The 17,327-nt window shown below is 45.6% G+C and carries 16 protein-coding genes; 14 read left to right on the forward strand and 2 right to left on the reverse strand.

The window, feature by feature from the left end; genetic code table 11:
• Positions 1–40 precede the first annotated feature (40 nt).
• Positions 41–2,089 (reverse strand): hypothetical protein, encoded by a 2,049-nt coding sequence (locus DXA54_RS03995; RefSeq protein ID WP_004318649.1) that lies wholly within the window; start codon positions 2,087–2,089, stop codon positions 41–43.
• Positions 2,090–2,319: 230 nt separating this feature from the next.
• On the opposite strand from DXA54_RS03995, the gene DXA54_RS04000 reads away from it, so the two are divergent.
• Positions 2,320–2,562, forward strand: coding sequence for a transposase (locus DXA54_RS04000; protein WP_004318648.1), 243 nt, complete (start codon positions 2,320–2,322; stop codon positions 2,560–2,562).
• A 156-nt stretch (positions 2,563–2,718) separates the two neighbouring features.
• On the opposite strand, the gene DXA54_RS04005 is transcribed toward DXA54_RS04000, so the two are convergent.
• Positions 2,719–3,846, reverse strand: a complete 1,128-nt coding sequence (locus DXA54_RS04005; protein WP_004312658.1) for an AraC family transcriptional regulator — start codon at positions 3,844–3,846, stop codon at positions 2,719–2,721.
• A 177-nt stretch (positions 3,847–4,023) separates the two neighbouring features.
• On the opposite strand from DXA54_RS04005, the gene DXA54_RS04010 reads away from it, so the two are divergent.
• The 13 genes from DXA54_RS04010 (at position 4,024) to DXA54_RS04075 (ending at position 17,282) form a co-directional block, all read left to right on the forward strand.
• Positions 4,024–5,310 carry an IS1380-like element ISBfi1 family transposase gene (locus DXA54_RS04010; RefSeq protein ID WP_004312659.1) on the forward strand — a complete coding sequence of 429 codons (1,287 nt, stop codon included), beginning with the start codon at positions 4,024–4,026 and terminating at the stop codon, positions 5,308–5,310.
• A 770-nt stretch (positions 5,311–6,080) separates the two neighbouring features.
• Positions 6,081–6,260 carry a hypothetical protein gene (locus DXA54_RS04020; protein WP_008771119.1) on the forward strand — a complete coding sequence of 60 codons (180 nt, stop codon included), beginning with the start codon at positions 6,081–6,083 and terminating at the stop codon, positions 6,258–6,260.
• A 181-nt stretch (positions 6,261–6,441) separates the two neighbouring features.
• Entirely contained in the window at positions 6,442–6,897 is a 456-nt protein-coding gene (locus tag DXA54_RS04025) for a ferritin-like domain-containing protein (RefSeq protein WP_005680129.1), read from the forward strand.
• Between the two features lie 80 nt (positions 6,898–6,977).
• A complete protein-coding gene (locus DXA54_RS04030; RefSeq protein ID WP_004308119.1) occupies positions 6,978–7,625 on the forward strand; it encodes a MarC family protein in 648 nt (215 codons plus the stop codon).
• Between the two features lie 46 nt (positions 7,626–7,671).
• A complete protein-coding gene (locus tag DXA54_RS04035; protein WP_004308118.1) occupies positions 7,672–8,154 on the forward strand; it encodes a ferritin in 483 nt (160 codons plus the stop codon).
• Positions 8,155–8,177: 23 nt separating this feature from the next.
• Positions 8,178–9,230 carry a class I fructose-bisphosphate aldolase gene (locus tag DXA54_RS04040; RefSeq protein WP_004308117.1) on the forward strand — a complete coding sequence of 351 codons (1,053 nt, stop codon included), beginning with the start codon at positions 8,178–8,180 and terminating at the stop codon, positions 9,228–9,230.
• A 12-nt stretch (positions 9,231–9,242) separates the two neighbouring features.
• Positions 9,243–9,992, forward strand: coding sequence for a 2,3-diphosphoglycerate-dependent phosphoglycerate mutase (gene gpmA, locus DXA54_RS04045; protein ID WP_004308116.1), 750 nt, complete (start codon positions 9,243–9,245; stop codon positions 9,990–9,992).
• A 76-nt stretch (positions 9,993–10,068) separates the two neighbouring features.
• Positions 10,069–10,497 (forward strand): Hsp20/alpha crystallin family protein, encoded by a 429-nt coding sequence (locus tag DXA54_RS04050; RefSeq protein ID WP_004308115.1) that lies wholly within the window; start codon positions 10,069–10,071, stop codon positions 10,495–10,497.
• A gap of 100 nt (positions 10,498–10,597) precedes the next feature.
• The gene (locus DXA54_RS04055) at positions 10,598–11,095 is read left to right on the forward strand and encodes an RNA polymerase sigma factor (protein ID WP_004308114.1); all 498 of its coding nucleotides are present in this window, start codon (positions 10,598–10,600) and stop codon (positions 11,093–11,095) included.
• A 22-nt stretch (positions 11,096–11,117) separates the two neighbouring features.
• Positions 11,118–12,104, forward strand: coding sequence for a 6-phosphofructokinase (gene pfkA / locus DXA54_RS04060; RefSeq protein WP_004308113.1), 987 nt, complete (start codon positions 11,118–11,120; stop codon positions 12,102–12,104).
• A gap of 12 nt (positions 12,105–12,116) precedes the next feature.
• Positions 12,117–13,892 (forward strand): cation:proton antiporter, encoded by a 1,776-nt coding sequence (locus DXA54_RS04065; RefSeq protein WP_004308112.1) that lies wholly within the window; start codon positions 12,117–12,119, stop codon positions 13,890–13,892.
• A 6-nt stretch (positions 13,893–13,898) separates the two neighbouring features.
• Positions 13,899–16,457: an alpha-glucan family phosphorylase gene (glgP, locus tag DXA54_RS04070; RefSeq protein WP_004313433.1), complete on the forward strand. Its 2,559-nt coding sequence runs from the start codon at positions 13,899–13,901 to the stop codon at positions 16,455–16,457.
• Between the two features lie 6 nt (positions 16,458–16,463).
• Complete coding sequence (locus DXA54_RS04075; protein WP_004308109.1) at positions 16,464–17,282, forward strand: arginase family protein; 819 nt, start codon at positions 16,464–16,466, stop codon at positions 17,280–17,282.
• The last annotated feature ends 45 nt before the right edge of the window (positions 17,283–17,327 follow it).

Here is a 17,327-nt window from a genome sequence, read left to right on the forward strand (position 1 = left end):
CAACAGGATATAAGAATATCCTGAAAAGTGGATATCAGAGCTATTTCAACAGTATATTCTCAGTACGTCCCGGTGTCAGCAATTCCCAAAGGGATGCTACCGTCCAACCGGGAGCAAACATGTCATTATAATATCCTTTTCCATTCCTTCCATAATCCCAGTTGGTGTGCTGGATCACTTCCGGATAATAACCAACTTTTATCACTCCACACATATGTCCTTTATAAGGAAGTAACTGGCACATGGAAGTAGAAATGACTTCAGCAAAATCAGAGAAACGAGGTTCATTATACTCTTTGGAAAGCCAACGGAGCACATCGGCAAATTCAAAAATAAATACATCAATATGATTATTCTCCACCGAGACATTTCCCCAGCCGCGAGTTTTCAGACCGATATCACCCAACATCTGCCCGGGAGCAAACGGAACGTCCCAGACGTAATACCAGGACAAGGCAAAATAAGCCGCTTTTCGTGTCAGAGAGGCATAGTGGTTATGTTCCGTACCATTTGTTATCAATGATAAATAGTAAGTTGCCGTAGCGGTATAGAGGGAAGCTTCCTTATCCTCACAGTTTGCATCCAGCGTAGAGGAGAAATAGTCAGCCTTTGATATAAGCTCTTTTTCCAGATATTCCGCAGTACGCCGGGCAGCGGACAGATAGCGTTTGTCCTTAAAATATTTATATCCCATAACCAGAGGTAATGTAGCGGATGGAGTACTTCCTCCACTTCCGTCAACAACTGTAAAGTCATCATGGAATTTACGTGGAAAACTTCCATCTGGATTTTGCAGTTGCAAGAACATATCGAGCATTTTCTTTAAGCGTTGTTCCCAATCAGGATGGTGACGTTTATACTTCTGTTCATAATTCAGATAATGAAACATGGCATAAATTCCTTCCGACTGACGACGTATGCTATGCACTGGGCGTTCTTCTTTCACATCACTATCATTTTCCAGATTTACCCATTCACGCAAATAACCGGTTTCCGTAAAGCCATTTTCTAAGTAACTATCAAATATCTTTTTACTGCTAGCTGCAAGGTCATCACGTCCATTCTCATTGCCAAACTCCCATGCATTGAAAGCGTTTAGAAGTACGCGACCGACAAAACCTATCTCTGCTACATTCATGTTGGCACAGGCTGCCACTTTCATTTCAGGGCTGGAGTAATAGGCAAGAGCTTTGTCCCCAACAAAACTTTCCACAAAATAATTGCTCAGCACTCCTTTTATCTCTTCTGGAGAAAAAGGTATTTTCACAGGTTGGGGACGGTATGTATCATAACAATATTCCCAAGTATGGCAAATAAAATCTGAGTAGTCTGTAGCCTGCCCCTCGATAAATTCCCAGGTCAGGAGTACTGTTTCTCCTTTTTTTAGATATTGGAAAGATGTAACCTCCGGAGCCAGCGTCAACTTACGAATATAGGTTTTAGGAGCTTCTCGGTAAGGAAATCCAAAAGATAGTGTTGATGTTCCGTCATGGCTCTCAAAGCCGGTGAACCCTAGGGACGTTTTGCCCGAGAGGATGATTTCGCCTGTTTGGTGGGTAGCAAGGGCATCCCATTGAAAATCGTCCTTGCGTGCCACAGTCATATAACGTCCATCTTTCTGATTGAAGATACCGGTAAGGGGTGAGCTCAGACGATCCTCACGTACCAGCCAACTCTCTGATATATGAAATGAAGGAGCACCTTTAGGAGAACGTAAATTGCGACTATACCAGAATCCTGGTAGATAAAACATACAGTCATTATGTCGGAAGCCTGTTTTCAACTGTTGTTGATAATTAAAGTACACGTCTTCCAATGCCGTAATACTTACTACCATTACACATTTAACATTGTCACGTTCTATTCTCTCTGTAATGATTAATGGTATTTTTTCTTCAGACTCTAACAGATAGATTCCCTTATCATCAACGGCTCCTTGAAAAGCAAGGGAATAGTTTCGTGATTGATTACCGGGAACCTTCAAGGAGACTTGTGCAGATATTCTTTTATATATATCATTAACAGTCCTAGCATCAATAGTAATAGTACAGATCATCAGGCAACAAAGCATACATCTTAATTTTGTCATATAAATCAGATAATTTAGTTTATTAATATTCTTTTAATTTGCGTTCCAAAATTAGGATATTACGTATACAAAGAATGTGATTTTTTGAGCAATTATTATAAGATTTCAGTAGAATTCATAAGAAACAGCCCATTAAGTATTTATTTTTTAATCCTCTATTAAGATCCCATTACAATATACACTTATATTTTTATTGGGATATTTAATACTACAAATGTAAATGTGTCAGAATGCGGGCACAACCTCAGGTCCCTAGCCTTTGTATTGACGAGACTTCTTTAAGCTGCGGAGAATTATATACTGTTGTCACTAATCGTGCGGGACGTGGTGGCAGAGGTACACTTGTGACCATGATACGTGGCACGAAGTCTGAAGACGTCATAAAGGTGCTTGAAATGATTCATGTCTCCAAGCGCAAGACAGCCAAAGAGGTCACTTTAGATCTTTTGCCGACCATGATGCGGATCGTCTGAACGGCTTTTCCCAATGCCACTATGACAGGTTATCGGTTTCATGTACCTTAATTCCGCAATACTATTGTAAATTAAATCTTTTAAGTAGAGGTTGTGTCAAAACGCTGACACACCTCTTTTAAATGCTATTTAATGCGAAATTACAAAAATACGCATTTAGATGGAGGCAAACTGTTTGCGCCATTGGCTAGGTGACATGCCCGTTTTTTGTTTGAATATACGATAAATCCATGTGTGGGATGAGAAACCGCACTCTGTGGAAATAGCGTCAATGCTATATTCGGGGTTGGCTTTCATCATGCGAACAGCCTCATTAAAACGAATGTCGCTAAGCCAGGTTCTAAAATTGGTGTATTCTGACTGATTGAAGTATTCTGTCAGTTCGTTTTTCTTGTATCCCAACTTGGTAGCTAGCGAATAGATGTTAACTTCATAGTCCTTATAAAATCCCTCTTCACACCATTTCTTGAGGGCTAATTCTATTTCCATCTTTCTATTAGCTGTCAAGATATTTGTGCCATGAGTGTTCTTGCCGTCTTTCATGTCTTCTGCTTCCGTGACTTTTGCTTCTGCGTCATTTTCCTCAGGAATGACTTCTTTGGGTGTGATGTAATAGCCCATAGCAATGAAAGTGTGGACGAAAAAGATGACAGAGAGTAATATCAAGGGACCTATTATATATAATAAGGTATTGAAGAGGATTGCTACAGGAAGGAGTCCAGCAGCAAAGTATAGCAAAATGATGCTGGCTTGCGAATAGCGCACGTATGGAATCAAGTCGATTCCGAAATTCTCCATGAGCTTCTGCTTTCGGGCTTTTGTTTCTTTGCGAATGATAAGAATAAAATATGCCATGCTAGCCACAAAAAGACCGAGCATCACATAGAGCATATTGCCAATGTGTAAACTTTGACTTTTGAACATGCCAATGACGAAAACTATGGCGATGAGTATGTATGCCATCATACCACGTAAACAATACCGTCGCACTTTGTTGCCTGTGCTCTCTATGTTGATTATGGAGAGAGTGATGGCAAATGCCACTGGAGTATAGAACAATATGTTGAATGCTGCGCCCACATCGGTACCTTGTGCACGGAGTCCATGAATCATCTGTAAGAGGTAGTGGACGGAGAAGAATAGCATGGATGCAACGAGAATCCATCTTGATATTTCGTAGCGCCACACCTTCCATCTCACCTGCAAACTTGCCATGGCTAATTGCAATGCTAGCATGGCTGTAATGACGCAACATACAAGTTGTAATATGAATAACGATTTCATAGTATTGTTATTACCTTAATTCCGCAACACTATAAATTTTAACTTTTATAATATCCTGAACAACAAAAAGTTCTTGGACAAGCCAAGCGGCAAAGCCGAGCGGCTCAGGATTTTGTCATGTCAAAGGATTCACTTAACTTAGTGTTGCAAAAATAGTCAAACAAAACCTCATCAAGCATGGTAAAAGTACAAATAAAATCCGAGAAACTCACATCTTTTGGTGGTATATTTCCAATTATGGAGAAATTCGACAGGATGTTGTCTTGTACAATAGACTCTACTTTAGGTTTGCGTAGCAAAGTGTATGGCTATCAATATAGCGAGATAATACGTTCTCTGATGTGCGTATATTTCTGTGGAGGGTCATGTGTCGAAGACGTGACCTCACACCTTATGGAAGCACTTTGCTTGCATCCACCCCTCCGTACATGCAGCGCAGACACAATACTTAGGGCCATTCGTGAATTGACCACACCGAATCTGACCTACAGGTCTGATTCGGGCAAAAGCTACGACTTCAACGTGGCTTCCGACCTTAACAATCTGCTTGTCAATGCATTGCTGGCAACTGGACAGTTGCTGCCAGACAATGAATATGACTTTGATTTTGACCACCAGTTCATTGAGACGGAGAAATTTGACGCAAAAATAACCTACAAGAAGTTTACCGGTTACAGTCCAGGAATAGCAACGGTCGGCGATGTCATCGTCGGGATAGAGAACCGCGACGGCAATACCAATGTCCGTTTCCATCAGGAAGACACTCTAAAACGTATTTTTGAGCGTTTGGAGAATGCCAGAATACATATAAACCGTGCGAGGATGGATTGTGGCTCATGCTCTGAGGCTATGGTGGAAATGGTGGAGAAGCACAGTCGGCATTTTTATATCCGCGCAAACAGGTGTGTATCGTTGTATGACGATATCTTTGCCTTGCGCGGATGGAAGACCGAATACATAAACGGTCACGAGTTTGAGATATGCTCCATCATTGCAGAGAAATGGGTCGGCAAAGCGTACCGCCTTGTCATACAGCGGCAAAGAAGCATCAACAAGGAACTCGACCTGTGGGAAGGGGAATATACATACAGATGCATACTGACAAATGACTATACTTCGACAGACCGTGACATCGTGGAGTATTACAACAAGCGTGGCGGTGCTGAGCGTGTATTGGACGACATGAACAACGGCTTTGGCTGGAAACGGCTGCCAAAATCGTTCATGGCGGAAAACACGGTGTTCCTGCTTCTGACCGCTTTAATACGAAACTTTTACAGACACCTCATATCTGACGCAAACATGAAGAGCTTTGGACTTAAACGCACAAGCAGAATCAAAACTTTTGTATTCAAGTATGTTTCTGTCCCTGCAAAATGGATTAAGACTGCAAGACAGCACATACTGAACATATACACAAGCAATGATGCATACATGATGGCCTTCAAATTTGATTTTGGGTAGCCTCAAATCTTCGTGGCCTTTTGCGTATTGCCTCAAGTCGCATCATGGGGTAAGGGGATTTTGTCTCTTGCGACTGCACCATTAGGGTTCTTTACGAAAACGAGTCGTTTTAGAGAGGTATCTGCAACCCCAGATATCAAAAATATTACAGGTTGCGGATTTTAGGATGTACAAAAGCTCTTTTATGAGGCAATTGATGAACTCAGGATTACTTATCGCTGAAGGGCACGGGATTTGGAGAGCGGAGAGCGATGAAATTCAGTGGCGCAGAGAGTAAAATAATAAAAAAGTTGGATTTTTATTGACGCGAATCAATTCTTTTAGTATTTTTGCCTTGTCTTTTACCAAAAAAGATTAATAACAGTAAGCGTTAGGCATTATCCATGTTCAGGAAATCCCCAATTTCAAGACAACAATTGGATAATACATCAGGTGTCCCTATGCACTATTATATCTTGTTAGCATATATAGGCGTGGGGCTTTGTGTATTATATGTTGTTGAGTATGGGGATACTTCTGAACGGTAATACCAAAGTTCCCACGCTTAACTTTATATAAACACAACTTCAGGGAACAGAGTTGTCATATAATCGCATTATGAAAGCAATTTGTTTCAAAACCGGACAGGTCCTGCCTTCCGTTTTCATTCCTCTGTCTGTTACTGTCTTTAGTGGAATTCTCTGCCTTTTTGTTTCCATTCCTGCCCCTTTTCGGGACTTGCGGCTATTATTACACAAATTACATGCCAAACAGTTTCTCTGAATCCATTTATGGCATTCAATAATCCCCCTGGACATACAGAAGAGGAACTTTGGCAACAAATACTCTCCCTGTCAAGGGAATTGCAGGAATGCAGGGCCTGCCTGCACTATCATAATACGCTGGATTACATATACGACAAGATCAACATGATAGAGAAAGAACTGGATATCTTGTTGAGAATGTTGTAGGGATCTTGTGACAAAAAGGCATGATAATTATACATTTTTATGACTATTTGTCTCGCAAGCATTAAAATTCATTTTACAACTCCATAAGAGTCCGATTTACAGATGCTATCACATAAATTCATGATTATTGCAGGATATGAATTACGATTTATTTTGTCTAATTTCAAATATCAGAACAGCCATGGATAAACGAATTGAATATGCGATGAACACATTGATCAATACAGAAATCTGGTCAACTAACCTGTACCTGTCATTGCAGGTCTATTTTGAGGGGCAGCAACTTCCGATATTGGCCTCATGGCTAAGTGCACAGGCACAGGACAATATGGGCAAGGTCTATCAGATGATGAACCGCATCTATCATGAAGGAGGTGCTGTAACCATCCATGAAATCAGGCGCGACATCCGGCAATGGCCGACACCGCTGGCTGCCTTGAACACCCTGCTTGAACATGAACAATATATATCCCGTCAGATATCCGAACTTCACGTACTATGCCAGAATACGGATTCATCCATCCATTCTTTCATCAAGGGGCTGTACACAAAACGGATATATGTAAGTACGGCGTTTATGGAATTGTTGCGTATCCTGGCCATGGAATATGAACGCAGGCTGCCCTGCTTCATATGATGTGTCAAATCGTGTAACCTGACCGGAGTTTATTGTTCACAGAGAAAATAATGGTCTAAAAATAAAACAAGTATCATCCTATGGATATATTCGCATACTCAATGTTGTGTTTCACTTCGTTGTTCACATTGATGGACCCCCTCGGAGTGATGCCGGTTTTCCTGCAGATGACCGAGGGCATGAGTGCCGGAGAACGCCGGAGCATCGCCTTAAAATCCTGCGCCCTCACGTTCGTCATACTAGTACTTTTCACCTTGTGCGGCAGGTTCCTGTTCCATTTTTTCGGGATCTCGACCAATGGTTTCCGGATTGCGGGAGGTATCATCATCTTTAAAATCGGATATGACATGCTGCAGGCACACTTCACCCATGTGAAACTGAACGAGAACGAGAAAAAAGAATATTCCAGGAACATCACCGTCACGCCTCTTGCCGTTCCGATGCTGTGCGGTCCGGGTGTAATTTCAAGCGGCATAACACTGATGGAAGATGCCCCTGAGCATATTTTCAAAATTGCACTGGTTTGCGTGATCGCCCTAGTCTGTCTCCTCTCTTTCATTATCCTTTGCGTGTCAACGCGGCTTTTGAAAATTCTTGGAGAAACCGGAAATAATGTGATGATGAGACTGATGGGGCTTATTCTGATGGTCATCGCCGTGGAATGTTTCATAAACGGGATGCAACCTGTCCTGACAGATATTTTGAGACAAGCACACGCTTGCCCCTGAATATGAAAAATAAAAAATAGTACCAACATTAAAAATTAGATTCATTATGACCGAGAATTTACAAAAGGCCCTGAACGGGCAGATTACTGCGGAATTATGGTCCGCCAACCTGTATCTTTCAATGTCCTTCTATCTGGAAAAGGAAGGTTTTTCCGGCATGGCCCGCTGGATGCGCAAGCAATCGGCGGAAGAGACAGGACACGCATGTGCCATCGCCGAATATATGGCCAAACGTGAGGCGGAGGCAAAAGTGGACAAGGTCGATGTGGTTCCACAGGGTTGGGGCAGTCCCACCGAAGTCTTTGAACATGCCTTGGAACACGAGAGACATGTTTCCAGATTGATTGACGAACTGGTACATCTGGCTTCCGAGGAGAAAGACAATGCCACCCGTGATTTTCTTTGGGGATTTGTCAGGGAGCAGGTGGAGGAAGAGGCGAATTTCCTGAACATCGTAAACCTGATGAAGAAAGCCGGAGAGAGCGGCATCCTTTTCATGGATGCAAAACTGGGGGAACGCCAGTCCTGATTTGGAATAAAAAAACGACTGACATGAGCACGATTATTGATTTGTTGGGAACGCAGGCAGGATACTACCTGGACCATGTATGCAAGACAATAGACAAGAAACTCATCCATATCCCCGAGCCGAATATGATAGACAAGGCATGGGTGGATTCCGACAGGAATATACGCACCTTGGAGAGCCTGCAAGCCCTGTACGGGCACGGGCGTCTGGCCAATACCGGGTATGTCTCCATCCTGCCGGTGGATCAGGGGATAGAACATTCTGCCGGAGCATCCTTTGCACCCAATCCTCTTTACTTCGATCCCGGGAACATTGTGAAACTCGCTATCGAGGGAGGATGCAACGCCGTGGCATCCACATTCGGAGTTCTGGGAGCTGTGGCACGTAAGTACGCCCATAAGATTCCTTTCATCGTGAAGTTGAACCATAACGAGCTGCTGACTTATCCGAACAGTTATGACCAGGTCATGTTCGGTACAGTGAAGGAGGCATGGAACATGGGTGCCGTTGCCGTGGGGGCAACTATCTATTTCGGTTCGGAACAAAGCCGCCGCCAGATTGTGGAGGTCTCACAGGCGTTTGAATATGCCCATGAGTTGGGGATGGCCACGGTATTGTGGTGTTATCTGAGAAACAGCAGTTTTAAGAAAGACGGGATTGACTATCATGCGGCAGCAGATCTGACAGGGCAGGCCAACCATATCGGGGTCACCATCAAGGCTGATATCGTGAAGCAGAAGCTGCCGTCCAACAATGGAGGTTTTAAAGCCATCGGATTCGGTAAGACCGACGGGCGTATGTATACGGAACTGGTCTCCGACCATCCGATAGACCTCTGCCGCTACCAGGTGGCCAACGGGTATATGGGAAGGGTTGGCCTGATCAATTCGGGGGGCGAGTCCCATGGGACATCTGACCTGCATGATGCCGTCGTAACCGCAGTGGTGAACAAACGTGCCGGAGGTATGGGACTTATCTGTGGGAGAAAAGCCTTCCAGAAGACGATGAAAGACGGGGTCTCGCTTCTGAACACCATTCAGGATGTCTATCTGGATCCTTCGATAACCGTTGCATAAAAACTATATGGCATGAAAAGGATCGTATTGTTGAGACATGGCGAGAGCCTATGGAACAAGGAAAACCGCTTTACCGGTTGGACCGATGTAGACCTGAGTGATAAGGGGATCGCAGAAGCCTGTAAAGCCGGTGATATGCTGAAAGAAGCGGGATTCTCTTTTGAGGCGGCTTACACATCCTATCTGAAACGGGCTGTGAAAACGTTGAATTGTGTTCTGGACCGTCTCAATGAAGACTGGATCCCGGTGGAGAAAAGCTGGAGGTTGAACGAGAAACACTACGGCATACTTCAGGGACTTAACAAAAGGGAGACAGCAGACAAATATGGCGAGGAACAAGTCCATATCTGGCGGAGAAGTTACGGCGTGTCGCCCGAGCCGGTGAAGGAAGACGATCCCCGCTATCCGGGGAACGACACCCGTTACGCCGGTGTTCCCGAAATGGAACTGCCACGGACTGAATCCCTGAAGGATGCCGTCATGCGTGTCATGCCCTATTGGGAATGTGTCATCCTACCCACATTGATGCATAGGGACAACCTGCTTGTCGTTGCCCATGGAAACAGTCTGCGCGGGATAGTCAAGCATCTCAAGAATATTTCCGATACGGACATATCCCTCTTGAACCTGCCCACGGCAGTACCTTATGTATTCGAATTTGATGAACGGCCGGTGCTTGTCAGGGACTATTTCCTCGGAGACCAGGAGGAGATACGGAGACGGACGGAGGCTGTAGCCGAACAAGGTATGATCAGACGATAAGAGTCAGTCAATCAGACTGATTTGTATTGTCTTTTTGAATATTTTATTTATTAACAATTTAAAAAAGGAGGTAAAAATGGTACCTGTAAAAACAAATTCAAACTGGTTGCCGAGTATTTTTAACGATTTCTTCGAGAATGAGTGGCTGGCAAAAACGGGAGTTACGGCTCCTGCCATCAATGTCATTGAGAATGACAAGGACTACAAGGTTGAAATGGCGGCTCCCGGAATGACGAAGGATGATTTCAAGGTGAATGTTGACGAAAACAACAACCTGACAATCTGCATGGAAAAGAAAGAAGAGAAGAAGGAGGAGAAGAAAGACAAGAAGTATCTCCGCCGCGAATTCTCTTATTCCAAGTTCCAGCAGACCATCCTGCTACCTGAAAACGTGGAGAAGGATAAGATTTCCGCAAAAGTCGAACACGGGATCCTGTCCATTGAAATCCCGAAAGTGAAGGAGGAAGAAAAACAAAAAACTTCCAAGGCTATCGAGGTTAAATAATTCCATATCTGGAATGGTGTAAGGCCGGACAGGCTTTTCCTGTCCGGAGAGCCGTCCGGCCTTTAACAGGCACTTCCGGAACAGGGAACCGGCACAACCGATGAAGGAATTCAATTTTGAAAAAGAGCTGCTTAGCGTACAGGACGAACTGTTCCGTTTCGCGTACAAACTGACAGCGGACAGGGAGAAGGCGGAAGATCTGCTGCAGGATACCCTGCTCAAGGCAATGCTTCACAAAGAAAGTTACAACAAGAACACAAATTTCAAAGGGTGGCTGTTTATCATCATGCGTAACACGTTTATCAACGGTTACCGGGCGGAGGTCGGTCATACCCGTCTGTACATATCCTCCGATCCTGCATATTATTCGCGGATCATGGACGAGTCCCGTACAGAGGAGGTGGACAGGAACTATGACCTGGAAAAGATACGTAATGCCATCAAAAGTATACCGGAGTCGCATTTCATACCTTTTGAGATGTACCTGTCAGGGTTCAAATACCGTGAGATAGCGGAAAGAACCGGTGTGAGTTTGGGAACCATAAAGAGCCGTATTTTTCACTGCCGGAAAAAACTGAAAGCTATATTGGCAGAATGAAACAAAACAAGAACTGAGATAGATGAAAAAAGATGAATATATAGGAATCCTTACTTCCGGAGGGGACGCTTCCGGAATGAATGCGGCAATCCGTGCCGTGACCCGTACCGCCATTTTCAACGGCTTCAAAGTCAAAGGAATTTACAGAGGGTACGAAGGCCTGATAGCGGGCGAGTCCAGGGAACTTACGACCGAGGATGTGAGCAGCATCATCCAGCGTGGGGGAACCATCCTGAAAACGGCACGTTCCGAAGCGTTCACCACCCCGGAAGGACGCAGAGAGGCATACGATACCATGAGGAAAGAAAAAATCGGGGCGCTGGTAGTCATCGGGGGCGACGGCTCACTGACTGGAGCCCGCATATTTGCCGAGGAATACCCTGTCACGTGCATAGGACTGCCCGGTACCATCGACAATGACCTGTACGGTACCGATTTTACAATCGGATATGATACGGCCCTGAACACCATTGTGGAGTGTGTGGACAAAATCCGGGATACAGCCACCTCGCACGACCGAATTTTCTTTGTCGAGGTGATGGGACGCGACGCCGGTTTCCTCGCCCAGAACAGCGCAATAGCCTCGGGAGCCGAGGCCGCCATTATTCCGGAAGACCGGACGGATGCGGATCAGCTGGAGACTTTTATCGGACGCGGATTCCGGAAGACCAAGAACAGCAGCATCGTCATCGTGACGGAAAGCCCGGGCAATAAGAATGGCGGAGCCATGCACTATGCCGACCGGGTAAAAAGGGAATACCCCGGATATGATGTCAGGGTCTCTATCCTGGGACATCTACAACGGGGAGGAGCGCCAAGTGCCAACGACCGCATATTGGCCAGCCGGCTGGGTGAGGCCGCCATACAGGCCCTGATGGAGGACCAGCACAATATCATGGTAGGCATACATAACAATGAGATTGTCTATGTTCCTTTTGACCAGGCTATCAAGAACGACAAGCCCATTGACAAAAACCTGATCCGTGTCCTTAACGAGTTGTCCATATAAAATGTTACTCCTATGTCGGAAGTTGCCCCTTTAATATCAGACCTTGCCACTATCTTGATTATAGCCGGTATCATAACCGTCATTTTCAAATGGCTGGGACAGCCGGTCATAGTGGGATATATTGTGGCCGGTATTATGGCAGGTCCTTCCATTTCCCTATTCCCGACTGTTTCCGACCAGGCCAATATCAAGATATGGGCGGATATCGGTGTTATTTTCCTCCTGTTCGCCATAGGACTGGATTTCTCGTTCAGAAAGCTGATAAGTGTGGGAGCCTCGGCCATATTCTCCACTGTTATCATCGTCTGCGGCATGATGTTCCTGGGATATACGGCAGGCAATGCGATGGGCTTCTCACACACGAGCTGTATCTTTCTGGGCGGAATGCTGTCCATGTCCTCCACCGCCATCGTATTCAAAGCATTCAGTGACATGGGGCTTCTCGATCAGAAATTTACCGGTATTGTCCTGGGGATACTAATCATTGAGGACGTGGTGGCGGTAATCATGATGGTGGTCCTCTCCACATTGGCTGTAGGCAAGCATTTTGAAGGCTTCGAAATGCTGGAGAGCATATTGAAACTTGCGGCCTTTCTTATTTTCTGGTCAGCATTGGGAATCTATCTGATTCCTACCCTTCTGAAAAGATTGAACCGCTTTATTAGCAATGAAATACTGTTGACAACCTCCCTGGGACTATGCCTGGGAATGGTGATGATAGCGACAAAGGCGGGATTCTCCGCCGCGCTGGGTGCGTTCGTCATGGGATCCCTGCTGGCAGAAACAGATAAAGCGGAAGAAATCGCACATATCGTGCAACCGGTAAAGGACCTGTTCGCCTCCGTTTTCTTCGTATCAGTGGGAATGATGATCGACCCTGCCATGATATGGGAATATGCCGTTCCTGTTTTTATCCTGACGGCACTGGTCCTATGCGGGCAGGTCCTGTTCGGGAGTTTCGGCGTGTTGCTTTCCGGACAACCGCTAAAGATTGCGATACAAGCCGGCTTTTCCCTGGCACAAGTGGGTGAGTTTGCGTTCATCATCGCTTCGTTAGGAATCAGTCTGAATGTAATGGACAAATACCTTTATCCGGTCATAGTGGCAGTATCGGTCATCACCACTTTCCTTACTCCTTATATGATAAGACTGTCGGATCCCGTCTACTGTTTTGCAGACAGGCACTTGCCACAATTCCTGAAAGATTACCTGACGCATTATTCTTCTGGAACAATGACCACAAGACATCAAGGCTCCTGGCACAAGCTCATCAGGTCCATGTTGGTATCCGTCACCCTTTATCTGGTGGTATGCCTGTTTTTCATAGCGCTGTTCTTCTCCTATGCGTATCCTCTGGTAATGGGACGTATTCCGGGGATGAAAGGAAGCCTGCTGAGCTTCGTTCTTGTCCTCCTTATCATATCCCCGTTTTTGTGCGCCATCATCATGAAGAAAAACAATTCCGTCGAATTCCGCAAACTTTGGGCGGACAACAGGTTCAACAGGGGGCTGCTGGTATCAATGATAGTGATCAAGGTGTTGATCTGTATCATTATCGTAATGGGTATCATCATCCGTCTTTTCAATGTCGCTTTGGGGTCAGGACTGATATTATCTTTCCTGATCATTGTCGTTATCTATTTTTCCAAGCGGATACGGAAACGATCGCTAAGTATGGAAAAACAGTTCCTCGAGAATTTCCAGGGTACAGCCGGGACATTTCCACAGGAAGAACCGGAAACAGGAGAAACCTCCACAGAAAAAAATCATGAACTATCAAATAAGTAAAATGTTATGGAATATTCAAGTTATCATGTAAACGTCCCACAATGGAGGGAGATTACAGTCGGTTCACACCTTCCGGCAGAATTGCGGAGATTTGCGGAGATGGCACATAATCTTTGGTGGACCTGGAACGAGGATGCGAAGAGTTTATATAGTGGTTTGAACCCGGAACTATGGGAAGAGGCGGAACAGAATCCGGTACTGTTTCTGGAACGGATGGATTATGAAGAGCTGGAGGCACTGACACATGACGGAAACTTCATGCGTAAGATGGAAAACGTATATTCCACTTTTAAGGCGTATCTTGATGTGGAGCCGGACCACAGCCGTCCGTCAGTTGCCTATTTCAGCATGGAATATGGTCTGGACAGGGTTCTTAAAATCTATTCCGGCGGTCTGGGCATATTGGCAGGTGACTATCTGAAGGAAGCTTCGGACAGTAACGTAGACCTCTGCGCTGTAGGGCTTTTATATCGTTATGGCTATTTTGACCAGGCTCTGGCGATGGACGGGCAGCAACAGGTTCATTATGACCCACAGAATTTCGGGCAGCTTCCGATAGAGAAAGTGATGCAGCCTGACGGGCGACAACTGGTAATCCATGTTCCCTATGCCGACAGTTTCACGGTCCATGCCAATGTATGGAAGGCCAATGTGGGACGTGTTTCCCTCTACCTGCTGGATACGGACAATGAACTGAACAGCGAGTTCGACCGTCCGATTACCCATCACCTGTATGGCGGTGACTGGGAAAACCGGCTCAAGCAGGAAATACTGCTCGGCATCGGAGGAATGATGACATTAAAAGTATTGGGCATCGAGAAAGATGTATATCACTGCAACGAGGGGCATGCCGCACTGATCAATATCCAGCGGTTATGCGACTATATATCCGAAGGCCTGGACTTCGGACAAGCCATGGAACTGGTTAGGGCTTCCTCGCTTTACACTGTGCATACACCTGTGCCTGCCGGCCATGACTATTTCGATGAGGGGCTTTTCAATAAATATATGAAAGGATATCCTGATAAGCTGGGCATTACGTGGGACGAGTTGATGAACCTCGGACGGCAAACTCCGGGCAACAAGGGAGAACGTTTCTGCATGTCGGTATTCGCCTGCAAAACCAGCCAGGCGGTAAACGGTGTCAGCAAGCTGCACAAGTCCGTTTCACAGCAGATGTTCGCGCCTCTCTGGAAAGGCTATTTCCCGGAAGAGAACCATGTGGGCTATGTGACGAATGGCGTACACTTTCCCACTTGGTGTACGGCGGAGTGGAAAAAGCTGTTTAAGGACAATTTCGATGAGAATTTCATGAACGACCAGTCCAATCAGGAAATATGGAAAGGCGTTTATAATATACCCGATGAAGAGATATGGAACATGCGGAAAAGGTTGAAAACCAAACTGATATCCTACATCAAGTGGAAATGCGGCCGGGACTGGCTCAAAAGCCAGGTTGACCCGGCATTGGGTGTCTCCATTTTCGAGAAGTTTAATCCGAATGCTCTTCTTGTCGGCTTCGGAAGGCGCTTTGCAACTTACAAAAGAGCTCATCTTTTGTTTACCGATTTGGATCGTCTGGCGCGGATTGTGAACAATCAGGAACATCCCATACAGTTTGTCTTTGCAGGAAAAGCCCATCCAAACGACACTGCCGGGCAAGGGCTCATCAAGCAGATTGTGGAGATATCCCGCCGTCCTGAATTCTTGGGTAAAATCATCTTCCTTGAGAATTATGACATGGACCTGGCACGGCATCTTATTTCTGGGGTTGACATCTGGATGAATACTCCCACCCGTCTTGCGGAGGCTTCCGGAACTTCCGGTGAGAAGGCTCTGATGAACGGCGTACTCAACTTCTCCGTGCTGGACGGTTGGTGGTACGAAGGCTACCGCAAGGAGGCGGGATGGGCCATCACCGACAAGGCCACCTATCAGGATGAACAGTACCAGAACCAACTGGATGCGGAAACAATTTATTTCCTGCTGGAACATAATATCCTGCCGTTATATTATGAACGGAAAGAAAAAGACTATCCGGAAACCTGGGTCAAGTACATCAAGAACTCGGTTGCGCAAATAGCTCCCCGCTTCACGATGAAAAGACAGCTGGATGACTACTATGACGGATTTTACAACAAGTTGTCGGAACACTTTCATGTTTTGGCGGCGGACAATTATGCAAAGGCGAAAACGCTTGCCGGCTGGAAGGCAGCTGTCGACAGCAGATGGAATGCCGTGGAAATCGTTTCCGTGAATGCGGGAAAAGGATTGGACGCCACGGTGGAGGCTGGTAAGGAATACGAGATGACGGTCGTCATTGACGAGAAAGGGCTGGACAACGCGATCGGATTGGAATCGGTCATTATACGGCATGAGGAGAATGAGGATCGCATCCATGAGGTCATTCCTTTTTCTTTGACATCCAAAGACGGAAACCTATACACTTTCAAGGCAATAACCAGAATGTTCAGCGCTGGAAGCTTCAAACAGGCATTCAGAATGTATCCCAACCATCCCCTGTTACCTCACCGGCAAGATTTTTGTTATGTACGATGGTTCTGAACGGACATGAATAAGCAAGAGTTACTGACAAATGGACGGTGTAAGAAGAAGGCGGACCGAGAAACCGTCTGGCCGGTTGTCATCATGAACTTCACCGGTGTGTATGCCCATGAGGTATTTGCACGGAACAATCAGTTCATTTGGCTAGACTGCCGTCACCTTTCTGGAACGAGAGGTTACTGTGACAAGGAGGGGATACGAAAATTGAAGCGGGTGATTGCCGGTTATCCAGCGGAAGGTATCCATTTCATTGATTCGGGCAATTATCATTACCTGACCAAATTATGGACAGACAAACTTCGAGTTCCGTTCTCTCTGATTGTATTCGACCATCACCCCGACATGCAGCCTCCCTTGTTCAAGGGCATGCTTTCTTGTGGGAGCTGGGTAAAAGACATGTTAGACTGGAATATGCTTTGCAAGAAAGTGGTGATAGTCGGTGCATCGGACAAACTGATACGCACCGTACCGGAAGAATACGGACAACGAGTCAGTTTTTATAGCGAAGCGACGTTAGCTCACGAGAAGGGCTGGCGCAATTTCTCCTCTGCGTATATTGAAGGACCGGTTTACTTGTCCATAGACAAGGATGTCCTGAACCCGGCATCCGCAGTAACAGACTGGGATCAAGGGTCTTTCAGCCTGCAGGAACTGGAGGAATTACTGGCAATTGTCCTTCGAAAGGAACGTGTAGTCGGCATTGATATCTGCGGGGAATGCTCCGCAACGCTTACTTTGTTTGAGGAGAGGCGGGAAGCCACCGTGGACAGCCGGGCGAACAAGGAGCTGCTCAAACTCATACAGTCATTCTCCTGTTTTTTATAAAGCTGTTGGATATTGTTAATTATATTATCACATAAACCATATTTT

Origin of the sequence: Bacteroides sp. OF03-11BH (assembly GCF_003604005.1) — a bacterium.
Taxonomy (GTDB): Bacteria; Bacteroidota; Bacteroidia; order Bacteroidales; family Bacteroidaceae; genus Bacteroides; species Bacteroides ovatus.